Source organism: Tsukamurella serpentis (assembly GCF_054780975.1).
Genome location: NZ_BAAGVH010000003.1, coordinates 464,380 through 488,655 on the forward strand (window position 1 = coordinate 464,380; position 24,276 = coordinate 488,655).

Here is a 24,276-nt window from a genome sequence, read left to right on the forward strand (position 1 = left end):
GTGTGAATCCGCCGGATTCCTGCACTACGAAGCCGTTTTGGGCCTCATGGCGCGAAAATCCGCGAGATTCACAGCTCGACCAACCCCGACGGGGTCAGCGCCGCGTGAACCGGCACGTCCGTCGGCTCCGACGGCAGGTGATCGACCAGCTCGTGGTCGTAGACCACCGCGATCAACCGGGCGGTGCACCCGGTGAGCGAGCGGTCGTAATAGCCCGCGCCACGCCCGAGTCGAACACCATCTCGGGAAACTCCCAAAGCGGGCAATAACACCGTGTCAACGGAGTGCAGGGCGTCCGGTCCGAGCCGGTCTCCGGTGGGCTCGCGCAAGCCGAACGGACCGCTGCCCAGGGAGCCGGTGTAGAGCGCCCAGTCCAGGGGTCCGGGCTCCGGGGGAGTCACCGGCAACAGCACCCGCGGACCCAGAACGTCCAGCATCGCCGCCGAACCGGGCTCCGATCCCACCGGCACATAGGCCGCCACCGGCCCCAGCTCCAGCTCCGCGAGCACCGCCAGCAATGCATCCGCCGTGGTCGCGGGATCGACCTTCGCGCGCGCCGCTCGCAGGTGCCGCCGCCACTGCGCCTTGGTTCGCTCCACCATCACCTCTGCACGGTAGTCCCGGTACTCGCACCCGTGGCCGGGCGTGTCCTCACATATGGTGGAGCAATGACTGAAGAGCCGTCCATCCCGAAGACTGCTGTCGTCCCCGCCGCCGGATTGGGCACCCGTTTCCTGCCCGCGACCAAAACGGTCCCGAAGGAACTGCTCCCCGTCGTGGACACCCCCGGCATCGAACTCGTGGCCGAGGAGGCCGCGGCCGGTGGCGCCGAGCGTCTGTGCATCGTCACCAGCCCGGGCAAGGACGGTGTGGTCGCCCACTTCGTCGAGGACCTGGTGCTCGAGGGCACGCTGGAGAAGCGTGGCAAGCAGGCCATGCTGGACAAGGTCCGCCGCGCCCCGAACCTGATCCACGCCGAGGCCGTGGTGCAGGACAAGCCGCTGGGCCTGGGCCACGCGGTGGCCTGCGTCGAGTCCGCCCTCGACGACGACGAGGACGCCATCTCCGTCCTGCTGCCCGACGATCTGGTGCTCCCGATCGGGGTGCTCACCACCATGGCCAAGGTGCGGGCCAAGCGCGGCGGCTCGGTGCTCTGTGCGATCGCCGTCCCGGAGGAACAGATCAGTGCCTACGGCGTGTTCGACGTCGAGACCGTGCCCGATGCCGCCAATCCGGACGTGCTCAAGGTCAAGGGCATGGTGGAGAAGCCGAAGGCGGAGGACGCACCGTCGAACTACGCGGCGGCCGGACGGTACCTGCTGGACCGGGCCGTCTTCGACGCGATCCGCCGCACCGGTAAGGGCGCCGGCGGCGAGATCCAGCTGACCGACGCCATCGCGCTGATGATCAGTGAGGGGCATCCGGTGCACGTGGTGGTGCACCGCGGAACCCGACACGACCTCGGAAATCCCGGTGGCTACCTCAAGGCTGCGGTTGACTTGGCGTTGGACCGTGACGACTACGGCCCCGGCCTGCGCGACTGGTTGCAGGACCGTCTGAACCGATAGGGAGGCTGCGGACATGCGCTCCGTTGAGGACCATCTGGCTCGGGTCACGGCGGCGGCGGTGGCTCCGAGGCCGGTGCGCGTGGGCATTTCCGAGGCGCAGGGTCTGATGTGCGCGGAGGAGGTCGTCGTCGAAAGTGCCCTCCCCGCCTTCGATCAGGCCGCGATCGACGGTTACGCGGTGCGCTCGGTGGACGTCGCCGATGCCGGTGCCAGCGACGAGGAGACCGGCGAGCCGATCGTGGTGGGTCTGCCGGTGGTCGGCGAGGTGCGCGCGGGCAACCGCCAGCCGATCCGGCTGCAGCCCGGCCAGGCCGTCAAGGTCGAGACCGGTGCGCCGCTGCCGACCCTCGCCGACGCAGTGCTGCCGGACAAGTGGACCGACGGTGGCCTCTCGCGCGTGCGGGTGGGGCACTCGGTGCGCTCGGGCCAGTACGTGCGCCGCACCGGTGATGACGTGCAGCCCGGCGATGTGGCCGTCCGCCGCGGCACCGTCGTCGGATCGGCGCAGGTGGGCCTGCTCGCCGCGGTGGGCCGGGACAAGGTCTCGGTGCATCCGCGGCCGCGGGTCGCGGTGATCTCGGTGGGACGCGAACTGGTGGACATCGATCGTGACACCGGCGCCGGACAGGTCTACGACGTGGCCTCCTACGCGCTGGCTGCGGCCGCGCGGGACTGTGGTGCCGAGGTGCACCGGGTGGGCATCGTCGGGGCCGACGGTGTCCGCGAGGCGGTGGAGGCGCAGTTGCAACGCTCCGAGGTCGTGGTGATCACGTCCGCGCTGGGCGGTACCGCTTCCGACGAGATCACCTCTGCACTCAGCGAACTCGGCGATCTGGCGGTGGAGCGGATCGCCATGCACCCGGCCTCGGTGCAGGGGTTCGGCACCCTCGGCCAGGACGAGGTGCCCACCTTCCTGTTGCCCTCGAATCCGATGAGTGCGCTGGTGGCCTTCGAGGTGATGGTGCGCCCGCTGATTCGTATCGCTCTCGGGAAGCGGCAGCCGATGCGCCGATTGGTCACTGCGAAAATCGCTGCGGCACATCAGTCCCCGGCCGGCCGCCGGGAGTACGTGCGAGGCCAGTTGATGCGCGACGAGGAGACCGGCGAGTTCATGGTGGCGCCGATCCCGGACAACGGATCGCACCTGTTGGTGAGCCTGGCCGAGGCGAACTGCCTCATCGTGGTGGACCCGGAGATCACCGAGGTCCGCGCGGGTGACGACGTCGTCGTCGCCTTCCTCGCCCAGCGCGGCTGACGTGCTCGGCGGAAACTGGCGGGTCCGGCTCGGGCCGCTCACGACATCGGCCGGCGAGGTGGTCCTGCGCCCGATCCGTGCCCGCGACGGCGGGGCCTGGTCCCGGCTCCGGCAGGCGAATCAGGCCGAACTGGAGCCCTGGGAACCGTCGGGGGTGGTGGACTGGACTCGGCGGCACTCCCCGTCGTCCTGGCAACCGATGTGCGCTTCCCTTCGCGCGCAGGCGCGTTCGGGCACGGTGGTACCGATGGTGATCGAAGTCGACGGTGCCTACGCCGGGCAGATCACGCTGGGGAACATCACCCGGGGGCAGTTGCAGAGCGCGTGGGTGGGGTACTGGGTGGACCGCCGGGTGGCCGGGAACGGGGTGGCGACGGTGGCCGTGGCGCTGGCGGTCGATCACGCCTTCGGCCGCTTGGGGCTGCACCGGGTGGATGCCACGGTGCGGCCGGAGAACCTCGGCTCGCGGGCGGTGCTCGCGCACTCCGGGTTCCGGGAGGAGGGGCTGCTGCGCCGGTATCTGCACGTCGACGGTGCCTGGCGCGATCACCTGCTGATGGCGATCACGGCGGAGGAGATCGCCGATTCGATGGTGGCGCGAGTGGTGCGATCGGGACGCGCCCGCTTCTGAGTCTGTTACTGAAGTGACTGATTGAGATTTTTGGGGTTTCGCTTCGGCGCGTCGAGTGGGATCGTCTGCCCAGTTGAAATAGCCTTCAAGGCGACTTACACGGATGTGATCCGTGCTCGCTATGCCGGAGGGAGCCGACATGATCCCGCAGACACTGCTCTGGGTGGGGCTGATCGTCGCGTGGCTGGTGGTGCTCGTTCCGATGCTCGCCGCGCGGCACCCCAAGGTGAACCAGGTGTCCGATGCCACGCTCAAGACTCGACTGCTGCACCGCGGCGGTTCGGCGAAACTGGCGCTGCGCCGCAAGATCCGCCCGACCGGACAGTCGGCAGAGCGGGACGAGCCGGCGGAGTCGGAGTCCGGAACCGCCCTGGAGGCCGAACGCGCAGCCGAGCTGACCGAGGACGACGAGGTGCTGTTCACCTCGCGGGCCGATGATCCCGCCGAGCAGGCGGACGAGGAGGCCGAGGCGCACGCCTTCGTCGACTCCGATGTGGATGATCTGCACGCGGTGAGCCCGATGGACGGTGAGACCACCCCGATCCGCACGGTCCGGCGTGCCGATATGACCGTGCCCGTCGAATCTGCGGAGCCCGACGAGTCTGCCGAGCCCGTCGAGTCTGTGGAGCCCGTCCGGCGTGCGGAGCCCGCCGAGCTCGAGGTCCGGCCGGCCGACGCCGCTGACCTCCCGAGCGAGACCTCGGACGAGGTCGCTGACGAGTCGAGCGAGCTCGCGGACGAGGTCGATGAGGTCGATGAGGCGTCCGGCGAGATCCCCGCCGACGAGGCGCTCACCGAGGAAGTGACCCCGGTCGACCGCGCCGCAGTGGAGCGGATCGACGGTACCCGCAGTCGCCGTGGCGGCTTCGACCCGGAGAACGACGCACGGATCACGGAGGCGCGCTTCCGGTTCCGCCAACGCGTGACGCTGGTGCTCGGCGTGCTGGCCGTGGTCGCGCTGGGCGCCGGACTGATGAACGTGCCCTTCGCCTGGTACGGACTCGGTGCCGTGGTGCTCGCGCTCGCGCTGTACCTGACCTACCTGCGCCGCACGGTGCGGATCGAGGCCGAGATCCGCCGGCGCCGCACCGCCCGGCTCGAGCGGGCCCGCCGGGAGCGTGCCCGTGAGGCGGAGGAGTTCGACGGGGTGCCCGCGCACCGTCGGCGCGGCGGCTGCATCGTCATGGAGATCGACGACGAGGACCCCGCTTTCGACCACCTGCCGCGCTACCGGGCCGAGGAGTTCGAGTTCCTGCACCGACCTGAGCTGCGCGAACCGATGGAGCGCAAGGTCGGTTAACGGTTCGCCGGGCGGACTTGCTAGAGTGGTCGAGTTCCGCAAGGGGCTATAGCGCAGTTGGTAGCGCGCCTCGTTCGCATCGAGGAGGTCAGGGGTTCGATTCCCCTTAGCTCCACAGAGGAAACCGCAGGTCAGGCGGGGTTCTGAGTAATCAGAACCCCGCCTGATCCGTATTCGCACCGCTGACCGCCCCACGCGGGTCTCGCAACTGTGGTGTAAAGCAACTCCGGTTGATAGGTTTGCCCAGTTGGTATGTCAGTGACTGGAGGAGACCATGACGCAGCCGCCGAACTACCCCGGCGACAACCAGGGCCAGGGTCCGCAGGATCCGTATCAGGGGGGATACCCGCAGCAGCCCCAGCAGCCGGACTACCCGCAGGGCGGATTCCCGCCGCCCGCCGGTGGTTTCCCGCCGCCGCAGGGCGGTGAGCAGGGCCAGGGCGGATTCCCGCCTCCTCCCGCCGGTGGCTACGGGCAGGGCGGATTCCCGCCTCCGCCCGGCGATTACGGGCAGGGCGGATTCCCGCCTCCTCCCGGCGGTGGATACGGACAGCCGCAGTTCGGTGGTCCGGCCCCGTTCAGCATCGGTGACGCCTTCAACTGGGCGTGGAACAAGTTCACCAAGAACGCCGTCCCGCTGATCGTCGCGACGCTGCTGTACGGGCTCGCCATGGGTGCGCTGCTGGGAGCGTTCTACTTCCTGCTGTTCTCGTACCTGGTCAACACGGCGGAGACGGATCCCGACGCCATGGCTCAGTTCTCCACCACCGGGTCGGTGGGCATGATCGGCGCCTCGTTCGTGGCCGCGATCGTCTTCGCGGTGATCGGCTCCCTGATCAACGCGGCCTTCTTCACCGGCCTGCTGGACATCGCCGACGGGCGTGAGGTCTCGATCGGCTCGTTCTTCAAGCCGCGCAACGTCGGGCAAGTGGTCATCGCGGCGCTCATCGTGGGCCTCGTCACGGCGATCGTCACCCTCATCCCGCTCCTCGGAATGATCCTCGCGTTCGTGCTCGGCTTCCTGACGATGTTCCTCATCCCGGTGATCGTGGACCGCGGAGTCAACGCCATCGACGGGTTCAAGCAGGGCTTCGGCATCATCCAGGGCGATGCCGGAAACTCGATCCTCACCTACCTGCTCATGGTGGTGATCACCCTGATCGGCGCTTGCTTGTGCGGCGTCGGCCTGCTGGTCGCCGGACCGGTCGCCGGCCTGCTGCTGGCGTACACCTACCGCCGTCTCTCCGGTGGTCAGGTGGCTCCGCTCACGCCGTAACGGACCCCAGCGCCGAGGCCCGCTCCGTATCCGGAGCGGGCCTCGTCGTATCAGCCCAGCCAGTAGCTCAACGCCACGCACACCCCGGTGCCGGCCATGATGGACAGCACCGCGTTGCGCCGCCACAGGTGCGCGAGCACCGTCGCCGCCACCCCGGCCAGCTGCGGAACGCCGTGCCCGGGAGCGGAATAGTCCACCTGCGCCATGCAGTACACCGCCAGCACCATCACCGCACCGGCCGGCATCCAGCGCCCGAGATCGGTGAGCAGGGGCGAATCCCGCAGCACCGATGCCAGCGCGAAGGGCGCGAGCCGCAGGGCGAAGGTGATCGCCGCGGCCACCGCGACCCCCGCCAACAAGTACCCGGTACTAGCCATGAGCGGCCTCCCGTCGTGCCAGCAGGTGCCGCACCACCAGCACGCCCGCGAACGATCCCATCGCCACCAGGAGCATCGCGCCCGGCGCGATCGCCAGCGCGATCGCGGCAGCGCCCAGCGCCAGGGCCACCGTCGTCCGATCCGGGTACTCGCGATAGGCGTCCATCGACAGCACCACGAACAGCGCGGTCAGCACGAAATCGATGCCCGGCACATCACGCAGGAAGGCGCCGCCGGCCAGGCCGCCCACCAGTGAACCCGCGGCCCACGCCAGGTGCAGCCCCACCTGCGTGGTCAGGATCCGCCGGCTGGTCAGCGTGGCCGACGGTGCCGTCGCCACCAGGGCGTACGCCTCGTCGGTGAGCGCGTACACGCTGTAGGCCTTGGCGAAAGGGCCCTTGACCTTCCCTAGCGGGAAGGTCAGTCCGTAGAACAGGTGCCGTGCGTTCACCAGGAAGGTGGTGGCTGCGATCGCGGCCAGCGGCATGGTGGCCGCCAGCATTCCCGCCAGCAGGAACTCCACCGAACCGGCGAAGACCACCGTCGAGATCACCGGGGCGAGCCACCACGGCAGGCCGTTGCCGGTGACCACTACGCCGAGCCCGATGCCCAGGACGAACAGGCCCAGCCATACCACCGCGATCCTGGACGGAACTTTCACGCAACAATCCTATTTCAGATGTCACGCAATATGCTTGCGTAAAAGTGCTCATAGGAGACTGCTGTGGCAATATGTACCAGGTGGATTCGCTGGATAGAGCAATAATCGCCGAGTTGGTGCGCGACGGCAGGCTCACCAATCAGGAGCTCGCGCTCCGGGTCGGTCTCACCCCCGCACCGTGCCTGCGCCGCGTCCGCCGGCTCGAGGCCGACGGCGTGATCACCGGCTACACCGCCGTCCTCGACCCGGCGTCTCTGGGGCAGGGATTCGAGATCCTGATCAACGCCGACCTGTCCGCGAACGACCGCGCCTCGGTCGAGGCCTTCGAGGCCCGGGTGGCCTCCTTCGACGAGGTGATCGAGGTGCGCCGCATGTTCGGGCTTCCGGACTACCTGATCCGGGTGCGGGTGCCCGACGCCGACGCCTACGAGCGCTGGCTCACCACCCACCTGATGGGCGATCCCGCGATCGTGCGGGTGGATTCGCGGATGACGATGAAGGTGGTCAAGTGAGCAGCGATGTCGCCGCGGCCGCGCAGCGGATCGTCGACGATGCGTTCCCCGGCGCCCACGCCGAACCGCTCCTGGTCAGTGAGAACGCCACCTTCCGGGTGCGCGGCGCAGACACCCCGGCGGTGCTGCGCGTGCACCGTCCCGGCTACCAGGGCGACGCCGCGATCGACAGCGAACTGGCCTGGATCACCGCGCTCCGCCGCGACACCACCGTCGCCGTGGTGCGCCCGCTCAGCGGAGTGCTCATCGACCCGCCCACCGGCCGGCGCGCGGTCCTGTTCGAGTCGGTGCCCGGCGGCCCCGTGCCCGAGTCGGCGCTGGACAGCGCGCACTTCACCGCGCTCGGGGAGATCGCCGGAACCTTCCACGATCACGCCCGGACCTGGAAGCGCCCCACCGGGTTCCAGCGATTCGGCTGGGACCTGGCGGACATGATCGGCCGGCGGCCGCGGTGGGGCTCGTGGCGAGAGGGCCTCGCCGTGCAGGAGCGGCACTGTCGGGCGATCGAACCGGCGGCGCAGCGGGCGGCGCAGCGGATCGACGCCTTCGGCCGCGCAGCCGACCGGTTCGGCCTGATCCACGGCGACCTGCGCGCGGCCAATCTGATCACCACCGGCGCCGGGTTCACCGTGATCGATTTCGACGACTCCGGATTCGGCTGGCACCTGTTCGAATTCGCGGCCGCGGCCTCCTTCGTCGAGACCGATCCGCGGCTACCGGACTGGGCGCACGCCTGGGTCACCGCGTACCGCGACCACCGGTCTCTCCCCGAAGCGCACGCCGCGCTGCTCGCCGATTTCGTCCTGGTGCGCAGACTGCAACTGTTGGGCTGGCTCGGCACCCACGGGCACGCCCTGGAGGCCGACCCGGAGTTCGCGGACGGCACCGTCGAGGTGGCGGGGAAGTACCTGGCGGGCCGGCTGCTGTGACCCGGCGGCAGAAGTGCGGTCACCGGTGGCCACGATCGTCGGTCCAGATCACCGCACTCGAGGCAGGACGTCAGGGCAGGAAGCGGTAACCCATCCCCGGCTCGGTGACGAAGTACCGCGGATGCGCCGGATCCGGCTCCAGTTTGCGGCGCAATTGCGCCAGGTAGACCCGCAGGTAGTTGGTCTCCCGCGAGTACGACGGTCCCCACACCTCGTGCAGCAGCGTCTGCTGCGAGACCAGTCGGTCGGCGTTGCGGACCAGCACGTCCACGATCTTCCACTCGGTCGGCGTCAACCGCACCGGCGCACCGCCCCGGGTCACCGTCCGGGCCTCGAAGTTCACCTCGAAGGCGTCGGTGCGCACCGGCGCCGGAGCGTCCACCAGCCCGGTGCGCCGGACCTGCGCCCGCACCCGCGCCAGGAACTCGTCCATCCCGAAGGGCTTGGTCACGTAGTCGTCCGCACCGGCGTCCAGCGATTCCACCTTGTCGTCGCTGCCGTGCCGCGCCGACAGCACGATCACCGGTGAGGCGCAGTACTCACGCAGTTTCGTCAGTACCGTGACCCCGTCGATGTCCGGCAGACCCAGGTCCAGGATCACCACGTCCGGGGTGCGCTCGCGGGCGATCTGCAACGCCGAGCGTCCGTCCCCGGCGGTCTCCACCTCGTAGCCGCGGGCCTTGAGGTTGATCCGCAGGGTGCGGCAGATGGCCGGCTCGTCGTCCACCACCAGTACGAAGGTCACGAGATCACCTCATCACCCGTCACCGCGTGCGCCGCGGGCAGGTCCACGATCATGGTCAGTCCACCGCCCGGAGTGTCCTCCGCGGTCAGAGTGCCACCCATCGCCTCGGTGAGCCCGCGCGCCACCGCCAGCCCCAGCCCCACACCGTTACCGGCCGGCGCATCACCCATCCGCTGGAACGGCGCGAACATCGCATCGCGCTGCTCGAGCGGCACCCCCGGACCGTGATCGCGCACGTGCACCTGCAACCGGTCACCGGCCGGGGTGTGCACCCCGGAGACGCCGACGGTCACCGCGGCGCCGTCGCAGTGCCGCACCGCGTTCTCCACCAGATTCGCCAGCACCCGCTCCAGCAGACCGGGATCGGCCAGCGCGGTGGGCGCATCGTCGGCGAAGTCGAACGCCAGATCGGCGTCCGGGAGCGTGGTCCAGATCGCCGGCAGCACCTCCTCGATCCCCACCTCGCGGGTCAGCAGCGTCAGCGAATCCGACTGCAACCGCGACATGTCCAGCAGGTTCCCGACCAGCGAATCGAGCCGGTCCGCGCTCTCCTCGATGGTCGCCAGCAGCTCGGCCTCGTCCTCGTCGGACCACTCGACGTCGTCCAGGCGCAGCGAGGTCACCGCCGCCTTGATCCCGGCCAGCGGAGTGCGCAGATCGTGCGAGACCGCGCTGAGCAGCGCCGTCCGCGCCCGGTTGCCCTCGGCCAGCGAGCGGGCCTGACGCGCCTGCACCGACAGTTCCTCCCGGTCCAGGCGGGCCGCGGCGTGCGCCGCGAAAGCCACCAGCAGCCCGTGCTCGGACGCCGACAGCGGCGGACCGTCGACCACCAGGGCGACGGTGCCGGACACCAGCGCGGTGTCGGTGCCCGCGTCCGGTGTGAGCGGTGAATCACCGCGGCCGGCCACCAGTTTCCACTCGTCGTCGGGTGTCTCGCGGCGCAGCAGCGACGCGCCCCGCAGGCCGAAGGTGGACACCGCCTCGTCGAGCAGGGCCGGTAGTTCGTCGTCGGCGGCGAGCAGGGTGTCCGCCAGGCCGGCCAGGACATCGGCCTCGGCTCGGGCGCGCGCCGCGCGTGAGGTCTGCCGCGCCGCGAGGGAGACCACACTGGCCACCGCGATCGCGGTCAGCACGAACATCAGCACCGCGAACACGTTCTCGGCCGCGGCGATGGTGAACGTGTACAGCGGCGGCGCGAAGAAGAAGTTGAGCAGCACCGAGCCGAGCAGTGCCGCGGGGATCGCCGGACGCAGCCCGCCGACCAGTGCCACCGCCACCGTCAGCATCAGGAAGAGCATCATCTCGGTCGGTAGCGAATGCCACTGCCGGGTGTGCGCCAGCACCGTCGTCAGCAGCGGGGGACCGGCCAGTGCCAGCGCCCAGCCCAGCAGTGTCCGACGGCCACCGAGCAACTCGGCGTCGTTGCGTTCGACCCGCGGCAGCATCCGGCGGCCCGCCCCGGCGGCCCGCTCATGGGTCACCAGTTGCACGTCGATGTCCCCGGAACCCTCGATCACGGCATCGGAGACCGGCCTGCGCACGATCGAGGTCAGGGCCCGGTGCCGGGACGTGCCGAGCACGATCCGGGCCGCGTTCACCGACTTCGCGTACTGCAGGATCGCCGAGGCCACATCGTCACCGGTGACGATCTGGAAGGTCCCGCCGAGTGATTCGGTGAGCTGGCGCAACTGCGCCAGCGAGGCCGGCGACGCTCCGGAAAGGCCGTCGCTGCGGGCGACGTACACCGCCCGCAGTTCGCCGCCCGCACCCTTGGCCGCGATCCGCGCCCCCCGCCGCAGCAGCGTTCCGCTCTCCGGGCCGCCGGTCAGCGCGACGACGGTGCGGTCCCGAGTGGGCCACACCGCGGAGATGCCCTGCTCCGTGCGGTACTGCTCGAGTCGCTCGTCCACCCGGTCGGCGAGCCACAGCAGTGCCAGTTCCCGCAGCGCCGTGAGGTTCCCGATCCGGAAGAAGTGCGAGAGCGCGGCGTCCACCTTGGACGGGTGGTAGATGTTGCCGTGCGCCATCCGCCGGCGCAGTGCCTCGGGCGTCATGTCCACCAGTTGCACCTGTTCGGCGCGGCGCACCACGGTGTCCGGGATGGTCTCGCGCTGGCGCACTCCGGTGATCGACTCCACCACGTCGCCGAGCGATTCCAAGTGCTGGATGTTGACGGTGGTGACCACCGTGATGCCCGCCTCCAGCAGCTCGGCGACGTCCTGCCAGCGTTTCTCGTTGCGGGAGCCGGGGGCGTTGGTGTGCGCGAGTTCGTCGACCAGGGCGACGGTCGGATGCGCGGCGATCACCGCGTCGACGTCCATCTCCTCCAGGACCGCACCGCGGTACTCGAACCGGCGGCGGGGGATCACCGTCAGGGCCTGTCCGCCGGCGCGCAGTTGCGCCTCGGTCTGCGGGCGGCCGTGCGTCTCGACGTAGCCGACCACCACGGACGTCCCGCGAGAGGCGCGCCGCACCCCTTCGGTGAGCATGGCGTAGGTCTTGCCCACACCCGGCGCCGCGCCCAGGTAGATGCGCAGTTGCCCCTTCGGCATCGTCGCCTCCGTCCTGGTCCGTCCGCTACCTCGCGCCGGCGAGTGCGGCGAGCGCGCTGTTCAGCGTCACCACGTTAACCCGCTCCTCGCCGAGGAAACCCAGTTGGCGTCCGGCGGTGTGCGCGGCCACCAGCTCGGTGACCTTCTCCGCGGGGAGACTGCGCGCCTGCGCCACCCGGGCGATCTGCTGCCGCGCGTACGCGGGGGAGATGTGCGGGTCGAGCCCGGAGAAACTGGCCGTGACCGCGTCGGCGGGCACGTCCGACGGTGCCACCGCCGCCCCCGGCACCGAGTCCTGCGCGGCGACGGCGGTGCGCCGCTTGGCGATCTCCTCGGCCAGCTCGGCGCTGTCCGGGCCCAGGTTGGAGCCACCTGTGGCGAGCGGGTCGAAGTCACCGGCGGACGGACGCGGGTGGAACCACTGCGGTCCCTCGAACTTCGAGGCCAGCAGCTCGGACCCGACCACCGTGCCCCGCTCGTCGCGGATCTGGGAGCCGTTCGCCGCCGACGGGAAGGCGACCTGTCCGATACCCCAGATCAGTAGCGGGAACAGGGCCCCGACGATGACGGTCATGACGATCAGCATGCGCAGCCCGGCCAGGAGTTGGCGGGGCGCCGCGGCGATGGAACCGGAGAACATGTCAGTGCCTTTCAGGACAATCCGGGGAGCAGGGAGACCACGAGGTCGATCAGCTTGATCCCGATGAAGGGAGCCACGATGCCGCCGATGCCGTAGATCGTGAGGTTCCGCGCGAGCAGTTTGTCGGCGGACTTCGCGGTGTACTTGACCCCGCGCATGGCCAGCGGGATCAGCGCCACGATGATCAGCGCGTTGAAGATCACCGCGGACAGGATCGCCGATTTCGGGCTGTGCAGGTCCAGGATGTTGAGCACTCCCAGTTGCGGTGCGATCGCCAGGAACATCGCCGGGATGATCGCGAAGTACTTCGCGATGTCGTTGGCGATGGAGAAAGTGGTCAGCGCGCCGCGGGTGATCAGCAGCTGCTTGCCGATCTGCACCACGTCGATCAGCTTCGTCGGGTCGGAGTCCAGGTCGATCATGTTCCCGGCCTCCTTCGCGGCGGAGGTGCCGGTGTTCATCGCCACGCCCACATCGGCCTGGGCCAGTGCGGGTGCGTCGTTGGTGCCGTCACCGGTCATCGCGACCAGCCGGCCGCCCTCCTGCTGCTGCTTGATCAGCGCCAACTTGTCCTCCGGGGTGGCCTCGGCGAGGTAGTCGTCGACGCCGGCCTCCTCGGCGATGGCCTTGGCGGTGAGGGGATTGTCGCCGGTGATCATCACCGTGCGGATGCCCATCTCACGCAGCTGCTCGAAACGCTCGCGCATACCGGCCTTCACCACGTCCTTGAGGTGCACCACACCCTGGAGGACGGGTGCCGCCCCGGGCTGCGCGTGTGCCACCACCAGGGGAGTACCGCCGGAGGCGGAGATCTCGTCCACGGCCAGTCGCACGTCGACCGCGCCGAGGGCCTCGACCTCGTCGGCGTGCGGTGCCGCGTCCCCGCGGTGCTCGGCCGCCACCCACGCCAGGACCGCGGCGGAGGCGCCCTTGCGGATGCGGGTGCCGTCGGGCAGGTCCACCCCGGACATCCGGGTCTGCGCGGTGAACGGCACGAAGCCGCCCAACTGCACCGTCGGGCGCTCGTGCCCGCAGGTGGTGGCCAGATCGACGATGGAACGGCCCTCCGGGGTCTCGTCGGCGAGCGAGGCCAGCAGAGCACTCTCGGCCAGCGTGTGCTCATCGACGCCGGCCACCGGATGGAACGAGGTGGCGCGACGGTTGCCGTAGGTGATGGTGCCGGTCTTGTCCAGCAGCAGCGTCGAGACATCGCCCGCCGCCTCCACCGCGCGGCCGGATTTGGCGATCACATTGCGCTGCACCAGCCGGTCCATCCCGGCGATGCCGATCGCGGAGAGCAGCGCGCCGATCGTGGTGGGGATCAGGCACACCAGCAGCGCCACCAGGATCACCACGTCCACGGCCCCGCCGGAGTAGATCGCCATCGGCTGCAGGGTCGCCACCGCCAGCAGGAAGATGATGGTGAGCACGGTGAGCAGGATGTTCAGTGCGATCTCGTTCGGCGTCTTCTGCCGGTTCGCGCCCTCGACCAGACCGATCATCCGGTCGATGAAGCTCTTGCCCGGTTCGGTCTTGATCTCCACCACGATCCGGTCCGAGAGCACCCGCGTGCCGCCGGTCACCGCACACCGGTCACCACCGGATTCGCGGACCACCGGCGCGGATTCGCCGGTGATCGCGGACTCGTCGACGGTCGCCATGCCCTCGATCACGTCACCGTCACCGGGGATCACCTCGCCGGCGTCGACGATCACCACGTCACCGACCGTCAGCTGCGAGCCGGGGACCTGCTCCTCACCGCCGCCGGGCCGGCGACGCCGGGCCACGGTCTCGGTCTTGGCCCTGCGCAGCGAATCCGCCTGCGCCCGGCCGCGGCCCTCGGCGACCGCCTCCGCGAGGTTCGCGAACAGCACCGTCGCCCAGAGGAACAGAGCAACCGCCCAGGCGAACACCGAAGGGTCGGCGATGGCCAGCGCCGTGGTGAAGACCGAGGCGATCCACACCACGAAGACCACCGGCTGGCGGAACTGGGTGCGCGGGTCGAGCTTGGCCAGTGCCCGCGGCAGCGCCGATTTCAGCTCCGCGAGGGAGAAGGCGCCGTGGCGCGTGGGTTCCGGTGCGGCGGGGCCGGTCTCCGGAACGCGGGTGAGGGTGTCGCTCATCGGGTGACCTCCGAGATCGGTGCGAGCGCGAGGGCGGGAACGAAGGTGAGGCCGGCCACCAGGACCACCACACCCACCGTCAGGCCCACGAACAGCGGTCGGTGGGTGGGGATGGTGCCCGAGGTGGCGGGCACGGGATGCTGCCGGGCGAGCGCGCCGGCCAGGACCAGGATCGCGAGCATCGGTGCGAACCGGCCGAGCAGCATCGCCGCACCGAGCGTGTAGTTGAACCACGGGGTGTCCACGGCCAGGCCGGCGAAGGCACTGCCGTTGTTGTTGCCCGCGGAGGCGTAGGCGTACAGCACCTCCGACAGGCCGTGCGGCCCACTGTTGGTCATCGCGTCCACGCCCTGCTGCTGGATCACCGTCGCCGCGGTGCCCACCAGGACCAGTGCGGGCATCACCAGGATGTACAGCGCCGCCAGGGTGATCTCGGTGCGGCCGATCTTCTTGCCCAGGTACTCCGGGGTACGACCGACCATCAGCCCGCACAGGAAGACGGTGAGTACCGCCACCACGAGCATCCCGTACAGACCCGATCCCACACCGCCGGGGCTGATCTCACCGAGCAGCATGTTCGCCAGCGCCGCACCGCCCGCGCCGGGGGTGAGGCTGTCGTGCGAGGCGTTCACCGCACCCGTCGAGGTGTTGGTGGTGGCGGTCGCGAACAGCGCCGTGGCCCACTGCCCGAAGCGCATCTCCTGGCCCTCCAGCGGGGCGCCGGCTGCGCGGGCGGCAGTTCCCTGCCCGCCGAGCTGCGAGGCCACCGAGACGGCCAGGGAGATCGAGAAGATGGTGCCCATCGCGGCCAGGATCGCGTAGCCCTGACGGTGGTTGCCCACCAGATTGCCCAGCATCCGCGGCATGGCGACCGGGATCAGCAGGATCAGGAAGATCTCGAACAGGTTCGTCGCCGGTGTGGGGTTCTCGAAACCGTGCGCCGAGTTGGCGTTGAAGTATCCACCGCCATTGGTCCCGAGCAGCTTGATCGCCTCCTGCGAGGCGACCAGACCTCCGGTGATCAGTTGCTTCTGGCCGTCGAGTCCGGTGATCTCCTGCTGCTGCCACAGCGTCTGCACGGCGCCCTGCGCCATCAGGATCACCGCGGCGATCGCCGAGATGGGCAGCAGCACCCGCAGCGTGATCCGGGTCAGGTCCACCCAGAAATTGCCCAGGCGGTCGGTGCGCGAGCGCACGAAACCGCGGACCAGGGCCACCGCCACGGCGATGCCCACGGCGGCGGAGACGAAGTTCTGCACCGCGAGGCCGATCGCCTGCGCGATCAGGTTCATCGCCGACTCCCCGGAGTACCACTGCCAGTTGGTGTTGGTGACGAAGCTGATCGCGGTGTTCAGGGCCTCGTCGAGGCGCCACTGCTTCGGAGTCGTGCCGGGCAGCAGTCCCTGCGCGAGCAGGATCACCGTCAGCACCGCGATGCACACGGCGCTGAACGCGAGCGCCGCCACGGCGTAGGTGCGGTAGCCCTGTTCGGCATCCGGATCGGCGCCGACGGCCCGGTACACCAGCCGTTCCACCCGCCAGTGCTTCGGCGTACTCACCACGTGCGCGAGGTAATCGCCCAGCGGGCGGTAGCTGATCGCCAATGCGGCGAACAGCGTGGCGACGGTGAGCAGGCCCGAGGTCGTCCCACTCATCAGAACCGCTCCGGGCGGATCAGTGCGTACAGCAGGTACGCCAGGGTGGCGATGGTGGCGGCGAGTGCCAACGCGTTGGAGATGTCCATGTGACCACCAGATCACCCCGGAGGTGGCGAATCGCCGGTTGTTAACGGCCCCCATGCAGGTCTTGACGGCGTCTTAGCGGATGATGTGGGCCGTGACGAAGGACGCCGGAGGCGCACCGGCCCCGGCCCAGCGGGTGCCCGGTGAGGTGTGGGTGCTGGTCGCCGCCGCCTTCGTGATCGCCCTCGGGTACGGCGTGGTCGCGCCCGCGCTGCCGGCCTTCGCCCGCACCTTCGACGTGGGTGTCGGCGCGGCCTCGGCGGTGGTCAGCGCCTTCGCGATCATGCGGCTGGCCTTCGCGCCCGCTGCCGGGCCGCTGGTGAAGGCCTTCGGGGAGCGCTGGGTCTACATGGCCGGACTGCTGATCGTGGCGGCGTCGATGCTGGCGGTCGCGTTCGCCCAGACCTACTGGCAGTTGATGGTCTTCCGCGGTGTCGGCGGTATCGGATCGGTGATGTTCACCGTCTCGTCGATGAGCCTGATGATCCGCATCGCGCCGCCACCGATCCGCGGCCGGGTCAGCGGTGTGTACTCGTCGAGCTTCGTGCTCGGCGGAATCTGCGGGCCGCTGCTCGGCGGTGCCCTGGTCGGTTTCGGGTTGCGGGTGCCGTTCGTGGTGTACGCGATAGCCCTGGTCGTGGCCACCGCGGTGGTCGGGATCGCATTGCGCGGGAGCACGCCGGCCGGCCGGGGAGAGACGTCACCGGTCCCCGGTACCACCGTGCGGGAGGCGCTGCGCGACTCCGCCTACCGGGCCGCGTTGCTCACGTCGGTGGTCTTCGGCTGGGTGTTCTCCATGCGGGTGTCGTTGCTGCCACTGTTCTTCGCCGAGGTGCTGGGCCAGCCCGCCGCGATCGCCGGCTACGCGCTCGCCGCGTACGCCGCCGGTGACGTGCTGGCCATGTTCCCCGCCGGCCGGGCCTCCGACCGGTACGGACGCCGCCCGTTCATCGTGACCGGGATGCTGGTGATCGGCGTGGGCACCGTCGCTCTCGGGTTCACCGACTCGGTGCTGGTGGCGTTCGCGGTGACCGTGATCGCCGGTGTCGGCACCGGTCTGGTCGCGCCCGCGTCACAGGCCGCGCTCGCGGACGTCCTCGGCGGTAAGGGCCGCAGCAGGGGAGCGCTCTCGGCGTTCCAGATGGCGCAGGACGTGGGCACCATCTCCGGTCCGCTGCTCGCCGGGGCGATCGCCCAGTACTTCGGTTTCACCTGGGCGTTCGCGGTGACCGGCGGACTGTGCGTGCTGGCCGTGATCGCCTGGACGACGGCCCGTGAGACCCGACCGGTCGCAGCGGACACGGCGGGGTAGCCCGGATCGCCCGGCGGTCACTGCCAGCTGGGCAGCCACAGTTCGAGCCGCCACCACCACGACGGGATCGGGGTGGCGGTGAGGATCGGCCACAGCCAGGCGTAGTTCAGCACCACCACACCGGTGTAGATCACCACCAGCCAGCGGCCCAGCCGCAGGCGCTCGAAGCCGAAGAAGCGTGAGCGCCCGTCCAGGCCCAGGACCTCACGGCAGATCAACGCGATCATGATGCACAGGAAGGGCATCAGGGTCAGCGCGTAGAAGTAGTACATCTGCCGGTCCAGGTTCAGGAACCACGGCAGGTACGTCGCGAAGTACATGGTCACCGGCGCCGCGTAGGCCCAGTCCCGTTTGACGAACATCTTCCACAGCGCCCACAGCAGCACCGGGACCGCCAGCCACGCCAGGCTCGGGGTACCCACGGCCATCACCGCACGGACGCACGGACCGTCGCCGCACATCCCGTTCGACTGGTCCGAGGTGTAGTGGTAGAGCATCGGCCGCAGCCCCATCGGCCAGGTCCACGGTTTCGATTCCCACGGATGCCGGTTGCCCGCCGAATTGGTGAGGCCCTCGTGGAACCGCATGATCGAGCCCTCGTAGTAGAACAGCGAGCGCAGTGCCGCGGGCACCCACGCGAACGGGCCACCGGTTCCGATCTGATTGCCCTCCGCGTACCGGTACACCGAGGTCTCCGAGCCGAACCACGGCCAGAACGTGCCCAGGTACACCAGGACCGGCAGCGCCCCGAGCGACATCCCCGAGGGCACCAGGTCGCGCAGCAGCACCCCGCGCAGCGGCCTGCGCACCCCGTAGGCGCGGCGATTGGCGAGATCGAAGGCCACCGACAGCACCGCGATACCGACCAGGAAGTACAAGCCCGACCACTTCACCCCGCACGCCAGGCCCACCATGAGCCCCGCGGAGAACCGCCACCACCGGAAACCCAGCCGCGGACCGTACGGGGAATCGTCGATCCGGCCCTGCAGCGCGGCCAGGTGCAGCCGGCGCCGCATCTGGTCGCGGTCGACCAGGATCATCGAGAACGCGGCGAAGCCGAAGAACACCAGGAAGATGTCCAACAGCGCCACCCGGGACGAGACCATGGTCAGGCCGTCGCAGATCAGCAGCAGCCCCGCCAGCCCGCCGATCAGGGTGGAACGGGACAGCCGGCGCGCCGCCCGGATCACCAGGAACACCAGGAGGGTGCCGCAGACCGCGGACATGAACCGCCAGCCCATCGGGCTGTAGCCGAACATCGCCTCGCCGAGCGCGATCATCCACTTGCCCACCGGCGGGTGCACCACCAGCCCGAAGCCGGGATTGTCCTCGATCCAGCCGCCGCCGGTGAGCACCTGCCAGGCCTGCGGCGCGTAATGCTTCTCGTCGAACACCGGGGTCTGCACCGGGGTGCTGCCGACGAAACCGGTGTTGCTCGGGTAGCCCAGGGTGAAGAAGCGGGTGGCCGCCGCGACCGCGGTCAGTACCAGGGTCACCGTCCACCCGAAGGCGCGGTCGGTGGCCCCGAACACCGCGGGCGGAAGGGTCGGCCCCGGACTGACCAGGGTCCGCTCCTCGGGCGATGCCACAGTGCTCACGCGGCCCATCGTAAGGTGTGTGGCGTGGGATCCGAGGATACGAGCGGTGTGCTGATCGTCGCCGGGGTCCCCATGGGCAATCCCGGCGATGCCACCGCGCGGCTGACCACAGCACTGCGCGAGGCCGATGTGATCGCCGCCGAGGACACCCGCCGCGCCCGCTCCCTGGCCGCCTCCCTGCAGGTCGAGCCGCGCGGGCGGATCCTCAGCTTCTACGACCACAACGAGCAGGGCCGGATCCCCCAACTGCTGACCGCTCTCGAAGCCGGTGAGACAGTGCTCCTGATCACCGACGCCGGTATGCCCTCGGTCTCCGACCCGGGATATCGCCTGGTCGCGGCCTGCGTCGAGGCCGGACACCGGGTGACGTGCCTGCCCGGACCGTCGGCCGTCACCACCGCGCTGGCGCTGTCCGGCCTCCCCGTGGAGCGGTTCGCCTTCGACGGTTTCGCGCCCCGCAAGTCCGGTGCCCGGCGGTCCTGGCTGGCGGAACTGGTCGGCGAGCGGCGCGCGTGCGTGTTCTTCGAGTCCCCGCACCGTCTGGCCGAGACCCTGGCCGACGCCGCGGACGTGCTCGGCGCGGACCGCCGGGCGGCGGTCTGCCGGGAACTGACCAAGACCTACGAGGAGGTCCGGCGCGGCGGCCTCGGCGAACTCGCCCAGTGGGCCGCGGACGGGGTGCGCGGTGAGATCACCGTGGTGATCGCCGGCGCCGATCCGGCCTCCGCCGACCCGGAGGACCACGTGGCCGCGGTGTTGGCGCGGGTCGAGGCGGGGGAGCGGCTCAAGGACGCCTGCGCCGCCGTCGCCGCCGACACCGGCGCCTCCAAACGCGAGCTCTACGAGGCGGCGCTGGCCGCCCGGTAGCCCACGATCGTCGCGGCCTTGTCCAGGCATTCGCGCCACTCGGCGTCCGGCTGCGAGTCGATGGTGATACCGCCGCCCACCCCGAGCCGGAGGATGCCGCCGCGCGCCTCGACGGTGCGGATCGCCACGTTGAGGTCCAGGCCGGTCAGCGGATGGTCGATGCCGATCGCACCGCAGTAGGTGCCGCGGCTGTGCCGCTCCCAGGTGGTGATGCGTTCGCGGGCGGCGAGCTTCGGAGTGCCGGTCACCGAGGCCGGCGGGAAGGTCGCCTCCAGCAACTCGGCGCGGGTGGTGCCGGGCCGGGCGGTCGCGGTCACCGTCGACACCAGGTGCCATACGCCCGGCGCGGCGTGCACCCGCAGCAGCTCCGGGGTGCGGACGGTCCCGACCTCGGCGACCCGGCCCAGGTCGTTTCGGACCAGATCGACGATCATCACGTTCTCGGCGACGTCCTTACCGCTCGCCCGCAGGTCCTGCGGTGGTCGGCGCAGCGGCAGGGTGCCCTTGATCGGTCGTTCGGTGAGCGCGCCGTCGCGGTCGGTGAGGAAGGTCTCGGGGGAGAACGACGCCACCGCGCCCCAGTCGCCGTCGAGGTAGGCGGCCTTCGCCGGGCCGGTCGCCGCGGCGATGTCCGCGAACAGGTCGAGCGGGTCACCGGTGAGGGTGCCGTCGAACCGGGTGCAGATGTTCACCTGGTAGACGTCGCCGGCGCGGATCGCCTCCTGGCAGGCCAGCACCGCGGCGCGGTGATCGCCACGGTCCGGGGCGGTCCAGGCGGCGGTCCACGGCCGCGCTGCCGGCGCGGTGTCGGGGACGTCGAACTCCGGATCGGTGCAGGTCCAGCGTCCGTCGTCATCCAGGAGCAGCAGTGGTCCGGGGTCGCCGCCCACGACCTGCGGGACCAGGCGGGAGTCGCCGGTGGTGTCCGGGTAGCCGAGGAAACCGAGCCACGGGCCACCGTCGGGCAGTGCACCAGGACGCAGTTCGGGAGTCGGTGCGATCACCGCGCGGTAGCCGCCCCAGGAGCCGAGGAGTGCGGCGGGGCGCAGCCCGCGTTCCCGCAGCGCCCGCAGCAGCTCGACCGGTTGCACTGCGCCATCCTGTCACGCGACCGCACCCGGACTGGGGGAAGGATGGGGGATTCACCGGATGTGCCGGACCGGGTGCGCCCGGCAGGGTGAGAAGTGGCCGGCGGATCTCTCCCACTCACCCCGATCCGCCTGCCACCCATCTCCCTAGAACGTCCGAGCATCCACCTGAGGAGCTGTGATGAACGCGGTGATCGACGGCGGCGCCACCCTGGGTGGGCGTCTGACCTGGGTGCATGTGCGGCACGGTGCTCGCAGCCGGGTCCGCTTCTACGTGGCCGGGGAGTTCGCGGGCTCCGCGGCGACCGGTCCGACGCCGGACACCGAGGTGCTCGGTGTGGACGTCGATGTGGTCTACGTGCGTTACGGCCGCGAGATCGCGCGGTTCCAGCTCGAATCCGGATCCGTGCTGGCCCTGGACTCGGTGCCCGCGGTGCCGCCCTCAGCCGCTGTACCCGGAGAGCCCGCACGAATGTCGGTCTGAGCGGCGCACCCCCTCTGTTTTCCCAGGTCGCAGAACTCGAGCGCCGTATGCACCGACATTCGTGCGGCCACCGCCGGTATCACGGCCGGTAATCGGTCTCCCGCAGGTGATCGCCGGCCGCGACCTTCCTGGCGATCGCCGCCGCCACCGCAGGAAACCGGGTGAACACCTGCTGGTAGGTCACTCGCAGCACCTCGAATCCCAGCGTGGTCAGCACCAGATCCCGGTCCCGGTCGGTGTCGATCGCATCCCCGGCGTGATGCGCGCGGCTGTCGCACTCGATCACCAGACTGCGTCCGACCAACAGATCCACGTATCCGACACCAGGGATGAAGACCTGCGTGCGGTGGGGTAACCGCTCGCGCCGCAGATGCAGCCGCACCTGTGTCTCGGTGCCGGACTCGGCGGAGCCGTCCACCGCCAGCAGTGCCCGGTGCACCCGCCGCGAGCTGCCGCGCAGCAGTCCGGCCAGCTCGCCCGGTTGCAGGAGCCCGCGATTGCACACCGAATCGAGGACCGCGACCAGCGCATCGCCACGGACACAACCGGTGGCCGCGCGCACCGCCACCGGGACCTCGTCGACCGGTGCGATCGGTGCCACGATCGACGGCCCGCACACCCGTAGTCCCTTGTGCCCCCGCTGCCGGGACCGTTCACTGAGCCGCACGTGCAGTCCGCGCGCCGACTCCGGTACCCACACCCGGTGCCTGGCCAGCGCGGATACACAACTGACCCCGCCGCCCGCGGTGACCGCGCGCACCACCTCGGCATCGGCGCCGGTCTCGGCGTACCAGCCGCGGCGCAGCAGGGTCAGCCGCTCGCTGTGCAGGGCCCGCCGGATCTCCCGGGGTGAGTAGCCGCCCGCCAGCAATTCGGTCCGTGTGATCACCCCGTGTCCGGCCATGCGATCAGACTGCTCCGCCACGACCGGCGCACCCCCGCGCTCGGGCCCCACCTGTGGAGAGAACCGCTCCGTCCACAGGCGCCCCGGCGATTCCCGCCCGAGGCCGCCCGCGACACCGGCGATAAGCTGGGCGCATCATGGCTGCAGACAAGGCTTTCTACATCACCACGGCGATCGCCTACCCCAACGGTGTCCCGCACATCGGGCACGCCTACGAGTACATCGCCACCGACGCGATCGCGCGGTTCAAGCGCCTCGACGGCTTCGACGTGTTCTTCCTGACCGGCACCGACGAGCACGGCCTGAAGATGCAGCAGACCGCCGCGAAGGAGGGCATCGAGACCAAGGCCCTCGCCGATCGCAACGCCGCCGCCTTCGAGTCCCTTCAGCGTGCAGTGGGGTCGACGTTCGACCGGTTCATCCGCACCACCGATACCGATCACTACCAGGCGTCGAAGGCCATCTGGCAGCGGATGGTGGACGCGGGCGACATCTACCTGGGCAAGTACTCGGGCTGGTACTCCGTCCGCGACGAGGCCTACTACGCCGAGGACGAGACCACGGTCACCGAGAACGGTGTGCGGGTGTCCACCGATACCGGCACCGAGGTGGAGTGGACCGAGGAGGCCTCGTACTTCTTCAAGCTGTCCGCCTATCAGGACAAGCTGCTGCAGATGTTCGAGCGGACCCCCGGCTACCTGGAACCGGCCACCCGCCGCAACGAGATCGTCAGCTTCATCTCCGGCGGACTGAAGGACCTCTCGATCAGCCGCGACACCTTCGACTGGGGCGTCCCGGTACCGGGCGACCCCGAGCACGTCATGTACGTCTGGGTGGACGCGCTCACCAACTACCTCACCGGCGCCGGATACCCGGACACCGATTCCGAGCGGTTCCAGGCCTACTGGCCGCCGAAACTGCAGATCATCGGCAAGGACATCATCCGCTTCCACGCGGTGTACTGGCCGGCCTTCCTGATGAGCGCGGGCATCGAACTGCCTGAGCGGGTCTTCGCACACGGCTTCCTGTTCAACCGCGGCGAGAAGATGAGCAAGTCGGTCGGCAACGTCGTCGACCCGCACGCCCTGATCGCCGAGTACGGACTGGACGCGCTGCGCTTCTTCCTGCTCCGCGAGGTCAGCTTCGGCCAGGACGGCAGCTACAGCCACGAGGCCATCGTCGGGCGGATCAACGCCGACCTCGCGAACGAGCTGGGTAATCTCGCACAGCGGTCACTGTCGATGATCAACAAGAACTGCGCGGGCACGGTGCCCACGCCGGGCGCGTTGACTCCCGACGACGACGCCCTGCTCGCCAAGACCGACGCCCTGCTGGCGACGGTGCGCGGGCACGTCGACAACCAGGCCCTGCACCTGTACCTGGAGGCGGTCTGGGAGGTGCTCGCCGACACCAACCGGTACTTCTCCGCGCAGGAGCCGTGGAAGCTCAAGGCCAGTGATCCGGACCGGATGGCGACGGTGCTGTACGTGACCGCGGAGGTGGTGCGGCAGGTCTCGCTGCTGCTGCAGCCGGTGATGCCGGAGTCCTCGGCGGAACTGCTCGACCTGCTCGAGCAGCCGCGCGAGGAGCGCAGCTTCGCCGCGCTGACGGACCGGTTGCGCCCGGGGACCGCACTGCCCAAACCGCAGGGCGTCTTCCCTCGCTACGTCGAACCCGAGCCCGCCTGACGGCACCCGTCCCGGGCTGTTGCC

General features: G+C 70.0%; 23 protein-coding genes and 1 tRNA gene. 12 read left to right on the plus strand and 12 right to left on the minus strand.

Annotation, left to right across the window (positions count from 1 at the left end; genetic code table 11):
* Window positions 1-68 precede the first annotated feature (68 nt).
* Entirely contained in the window at window positions 69-602 is a 534-nt protein-coding gene (locus tag ACYVHG_RS10490; RefSeq protein WP_461167647.1) for a 5-formyltetrahydrofolate cyclo-ligase, read from the minus strand.
* Between the two features lie 66 nt (window positions 603-668).
* Between ACYVHG_RS10490 and ACYVHG_RS10495 the strand changes: the two genes are divergently transcribed.
* The 6 genes from ACYVHG_RS10495 to ACYVHG_RS10520 all read left to right on the plus strand — a co-directional run bounded on the left by ACYVHG_RS10495 (window position 669) and on the right by ACYVHG_RS10520 (window position 6,030).
* Window positions 669-1,568: a UTP--glucose-1-phosphate uridylyltransferase gene (locus ACYVHG_RS10495; protein ID WP_461167380.1), complete on the plus strand. Its 900-nt coding sequence runs from the start codon at window positions 669-671 to the stop codon at window positions 1,566-1,568.
* Between the two features lie 13 nt (window positions 1,569-1,581).
* On the plus strand, window positions 1,582-2,823 hold the full coding sequence (gene glp / locus ACYVHG_RS10500) for a molybdotransferase-like divisome protein Glp (RefSeq protein WP_461167381.1): 1,242 nt from the start codon (window positions 1,582-1,584) through the stop codon (window positions 2,821-2,823).
* Window positions 2,783-3,454, plus strand: a complete 672-nt coding sequence (locus tag ACYVHG_RS10505) for a GNAT family N-acetyltransferase (protein WP_461167382.1) — start codon at window positions 2,783-2,785, stop codon at window positions 3,452-3,454. Before glp ends, ACYVHG_RS10505 begins: the two co-directional genes overlap by 41 nt.
* 139 nt (window positions 3,455-3,593) lie before the next feature.
* Window positions 3,594-4,754: a divisome protein SepX/GlpR gene (gene sepX, locus ACYVHG_RS10510; RefSeq protein ID WP_461167383.1), complete on the plus strand. Its 1,161-nt coding sequence runs from the start codon at window positions 3,594-3,596 to the stop codon at window positions 4,752-4,754.
* 42 nt (window positions 4,755-4,796) lie between these two features.
* A tRNA-Ala gene (locus ACYVHG_RS10515) sits at window positions 4,797-4,869 on the plus strand.
* Window positions 4,870-5,028: 159 nt separating this feature from the next.
* Window positions 5,029-6,030 (plus strand): hypothetical protein, encoded by a 1,002-nt coding sequence (locus ACYVHG_RS10520; RefSeq protein ID WP_461167384.1) that lies wholly within the window; start codon window positions 5,029-5,031, stop codon window positions 6,028-6,030.
* A gap of 50 nt (window positions 6,031-6,080) precedes the next feature.
* On the opposite strand, the gene ACYVHG_RS10525 is transcribed toward ACYVHG_RS10520, so the two are convergent.
* Both ACYVHG_RS10525 and ACYVHG_RS10530 read right to left on the minus strand, forming a co-directional pair.
* Window positions 6,081-6,407 (minus strand): branched-chain amino acid transporter permease, encoded by a 327-nt coding sequence (locus tag ACYVHG_RS10525; RefSeq protein WP_461167385.1) that lies wholly within the window; start codon window positions 6,405-6,407, stop codon window positions 6,081-6,083.
* Window positions 6,400-7,068 carry an AzlC family ABC transporter permease gene (locus ACYVHG_RS10530; RefSeq protein WP_461167386.1) on the minus strand — a complete coding sequence of 223 codons (669 nt, stop codon included), beginning with the start codon at window positions 7,066-7,068 and terminating at the stop codon, window positions 6,400-6,402. The genes ACYVHG_RS10525 and ACYVHG_RS10530 overlap by 8 nt, the downstream gene beginning before the upstream one ends.
* 80 nt (window positions 7,069-7,148) lie before the next feature.
* Here ACYVHG_RS10530 and ACYVHG_RS10535 point away from each other — a divergent pair, with 80 nt between their 5' ends.
* Both ACYVHG_RS10535 and ACYVHG_RS10540 read left to right on the plus strand, forming a co-directional pair.
* On the plus strand, window positions 7,149-7,580 hold the full coding sequence (locus tag ACYVHG_RS10535) for an Lrp/AsnC family transcriptional regulator (RefSeq protein WP_461167387.1): 432 nt from the start codon (window positions 7,149-7,151) through the stop codon (window positions 7,578-7,580).
* The gene (locus tag ACYVHG_RS10540) at window positions 7,577-8,509 is read left to right on the plus strand and encodes a phosphotransferase enzyme family protein (RefSeq protein ID WP_461167388.1); all 933 of its coding nucleotides are present in this window, start codon (window positions 7,577-7,579) and stop codon (window positions 8,507-8,509) included. Before ACYVHG_RS10535 ends, ACYVHG_RS10540 begins: the two co-directional genes overlap by 4 nt.
* A 70-nt stretch (window positions 8,510-8,579) precedes the next feature.
* On the opposite strand, the gene ACYVHG_RS10545 is transcribed toward ACYVHG_RS10540, so the two are convergent.
* Genes ACYVHG_RS10545 through ACYVHG_RS10570 form a run of 6 tightly spaced genes read right to left on the minus strand, consistent with a single transcriptional unit; the run spans window position 8,580 to window position 16,313 of the window.
* Window positions 8,580-9,254, minus strand: a complete 675-nt coding sequence (locus ACYVHG_RS10545; RefSeq protein WP_461167389.1) for a response regulator — start codon at window positions 9,252-9,254, stop codon at window positions 8,580-8,582.
* Window positions 9,251-11,806, minus strand: coding sequence for an ATP-binding protein (locus tag ACYVHG_RS10550; RefSeq protein WP_461167390.1), 2,556 nt, complete (start codon window positions 11,804-11,806; stop codon window positions 9,251-9,253). The genes ACYVHG_RS10545 and ACYVHG_RS10550 overlap by 4 nt, the downstream gene beginning before the upstream one ends.
* A 25-nt stretch (window positions 11,807-11,831) precedes the next feature.
* Entirely contained in the window at window positions 11,832-12,446 is a 615-nt protein-coding gene (gene kdpC, locus ACYVHG_RS10555; RefSeq protein ID WP_461167391.1) for a potassium-transporting ATPase subunit KdpC, read from the minus strand.
* A gap of 11 nt (window positions 12,447-12,457) precedes the next feature.
* Complete coding sequence (gene kdpB, locus ACYVHG_RS10560) at window positions 12,458-14,569, minus strand: potassium-transporting ATPase subunit KdpB (protein WP_461167392.1); 2,112 nt, start codon at window positions 14,567-14,569, stop codon at window positions 12,458-12,460.
* Window positions 14,566-16,224 carry a potassium-transporting ATPase subunit KdpA gene (gene kdpA / locus ACYVHG_RS10565; protein ID WP_461167393.1) on the minus strand — a complete coding sequence of 553 codons (1,659 nt, stop codon included), beginning with the start codon at window positions 16,222-16,224 and terminating at the stop codon, window positions 14,566-14,568. Before kdpA ends, kdpB begins: the two co-directional genes overlap by 4 nt.
* Window positions 16,224-16,313 carry a potassium-transporting ATPase subunit F gene (locus tag ACYVHG_RS10570; protein WP_461167394.1) on the minus strand — a complete coding sequence of 30 codons (90 nt, stop codon included), beginning with the start codon at window positions 16,311-16,313 and terminating at the stop codon, window positions 16,224-16,226. Before ACYVHG_RS10570 ends, kdpA begins: the two co-directional genes overlap by 1 nt.
* 83 nt (window positions 16,314-16,396) lie before the next feature.
* Between ACYVHG_RS10570 and ACYVHG_RS10575 the strand changes: the two genes are divergently transcribed.
* Window positions 16,397-17,623, plus strand: a complete 1,227-nt coding sequence (locus ACYVHG_RS10575) for an MFS transporter (protein ID WP_461167648.1) — start codon at window positions 16,397-16,399, stop codon at window positions 17,621-17,623.
* Between the two features lie 17 nt (window positions 17,624-17,640).
* Here ACYVHG_RS10575 and ACYVHG_RS10580 read toward each other — a convergent pair whose 3' ends face one another.
* Window positions 17,641-19,230, minus strand: a complete 1,590-nt coding sequence (locus ACYVHG_RS10580) for a dolichyl-phosphate-mannose--protein mannosyltransferase (RefSeq protein ID WP_461167395.1) — start codon at window positions 19,228-19,230, stop codon at window positions 17,641-17,643.
* A gap of 15 nt (window positions 19,231-19,245) precedes the next feature.
* Here ACYVHG_RS10580 and rsmI point away from each other — a divergent pair, with 15 nt between their 5' ends.
* Window positions 19,246-20,088 carry a 16S rRNA (cytidine(1402)-2'-O)-methyltransferase gene (rsmI, locus tag ACYVHG_RS10585; protein ID WP_461167396.1) on the plus strand — a complete coding sequence of 281 codons (843 nt, stop codon included), beginning with the start codon at window positions 19,246-19,248 and terminating at the stop codon, window positions 20,086-20,088.
* Here rsmI and ACYVHG_RS10590 read toward each other — a convergent pair.
* A complete protein-coding gene (locus ACYVHG_RS10590; RefSeq protein WP_461167397.1) occupies window positions 20,061-21,179 on the minus strand; it encodes an aminodeoxychorismate synthase component I in 1,119 nt (372 codons plus the stop codon). The two genes, rsmI and ACYVHG_RS10590, sit on opposite strands and share 28 nt — an antisense overlap.
* A gap of 178 nt (window positions 21,180-21,357) precedes the next feature.
* On the opposite strand from ACYVHG_RS10590, the gene ACYVHG_RS10595 reads away from it, so the two are divergent.
* Entirely contained in the window at window positions 21,358-21,660 is a 303-nt protein-coding gene (locus ACYVHG_RS10595) for a hypothetical protein (protein WP_461167398.1), read from the plus strand.
* A gap of 79 nt (window positions 21,661-21,739) precedes the next feature.
* Here the strand turns inward: ACYVHG_RS10595 and ACYVHG_RS10600 are convergent, their stop codons facing one another.
* Window positions 21,740-22,564, minus strand: a complete 825-nt coding sequence (locus ACYVHG_RS10600) for a DUF559 domain-containing protein (protein WP_461167399.1) — start codon at window positions 22,562-22,564, stop codon at window positions 21,740-21,742.
* Between the two features lie 137 nt (window positions 22,565-22,701).
* On the opposite strand from ACYVHG_RS10600, the gene metG reads away from it, so the two are divergent.
* A complete protein-coding gene (metG, locus tag ACYVHG_RS10605; RefSeq protein ID WP_461167400.1) occupies window positions 22,702-24,252 on the plus strand; it encodes a methionine--tRNA ligase in 1,551 nt (516 codons plus the stop codon).
* The last annotated feature ends 24 nt before the right edge of the window (window positions 24,253-24,276 follow it).

Excerpts from the sequence above, each read along its gene's own strand:
- ACYVHG_RS10525 (WP_461167385.1), bottom strand. The coding sequence starts at position 6,407 with ATGGCTAGTACCGGGTACTTGTTGGCGGGGGTCGCGGTGGCCGCGGCG.
- sepX (WP_461167383.1), top strand. The coding sequence starts at position 3,594 with ATGATCCCGCAGACACTGCTCTGGGTGGGGCTGATCGTCGCGTGGCTG.
- kdpC (WP_461167391.1), bottom strand. The coding sequence starts at position 12,446 with ATGTTCTCCGGTTCCATCGCCGCGGCGCCCCGCCAACTCCTGGCCGGG.
- metG (WP_461167400.1), top strand. The coding sequence starts at position 22,702 with ATGGCTGCAGACAAGGCTTTCTACATCACCACGGCGATCGCCTACCCC.
- ACYVHG_RS10495 (WP_461167380.1), top strand. The coding sequence starts at position 669 with ATGACTGAAGAGCCGTCCATCCCGAAGACTGCTGTCGTCCCCGCCGCC.
- ACYVHG_RS10570 (WP_461167394.1), bottom strand. The coding sequence starts at position 16,313 with ATGGACATCTCCAACGCGTTGGCACTCGCCGCCACCATCGCCACCCTG.
- ACYVHG_RS10520 (WP_461167384.1), top strand. The coding sequence starts at position 5,029 with ATGACGCAGCCGCCGAACTACCCCGGCGACAACCAGGGCCAGGGTCCG.
- glp (WP_461167381.1), top strand. The coding sequence starts at position 1,582 with ATGCGCTCCGTTGAGGACCATCTGGCTCGGGTCACGGCGGCGGCGGTG.
- ACYVHG_RS10600 (WP_461167399.1), bottom strand. The coding sequence starts at position 22,564 with ATGGCCGGACACGGGGTGATCACACGGACCGAATTGCTGGCGGGCGGC.
- ACYVHG_RS10595 (WP_461167398.1), top strand. The coding sequence starts at position 21,358 with ATGAACGCGGTGATCGACGGCGGCGCCACCCTGGGTGGGCGTCTGACC.
- ACYVHG_RS10580 (WP_461167395.1), bottom strand. The coding sequence starts at position 19,230 with ATGGGCCGCGTGAGCACTGTGGCATCGCCCGAGGAGCGGACCCTGGTC.
- ACYVHG_RS10550 (WP_461167390.1), bottom strand. The coding sequence starts at position 11,806 with ATGCCGAAGGGGCAACTGCGCATCTACCTGGGCGCGGCGCCGGGTGTG.
- kdpB (WP_461167392.1), bottom strand. The coding sequence starts at position 14,569 with ATGAGCGACACCCTCACCCGCGTTCCGGAGACCGGCCCCGCCGCACCG.
- ACYVHG_RS10490 (WP_461167647.1), bottom strand. The coding sequence starts at position 602 with ATGGTGGAGCGAACCAAGGCGCAGTGGCGGCGGCACCTGCGAGCGGCG.
- kdpA (WP_461167393.1), bottom strand. The coding sequence starts at position 16,224 with ATGAGTGGGACGACCTCGGGCCTGCTCACCGTCGCCACGCTGTTCGCC.
- ACYVHG_RS10575 (WP_461167648.1), top strand. The coding sequence starts at position 16,397 with ATGTGGGCCGTGACGAAGGACGCCGGAGGCGCACCGGCCCCGGCCCAG.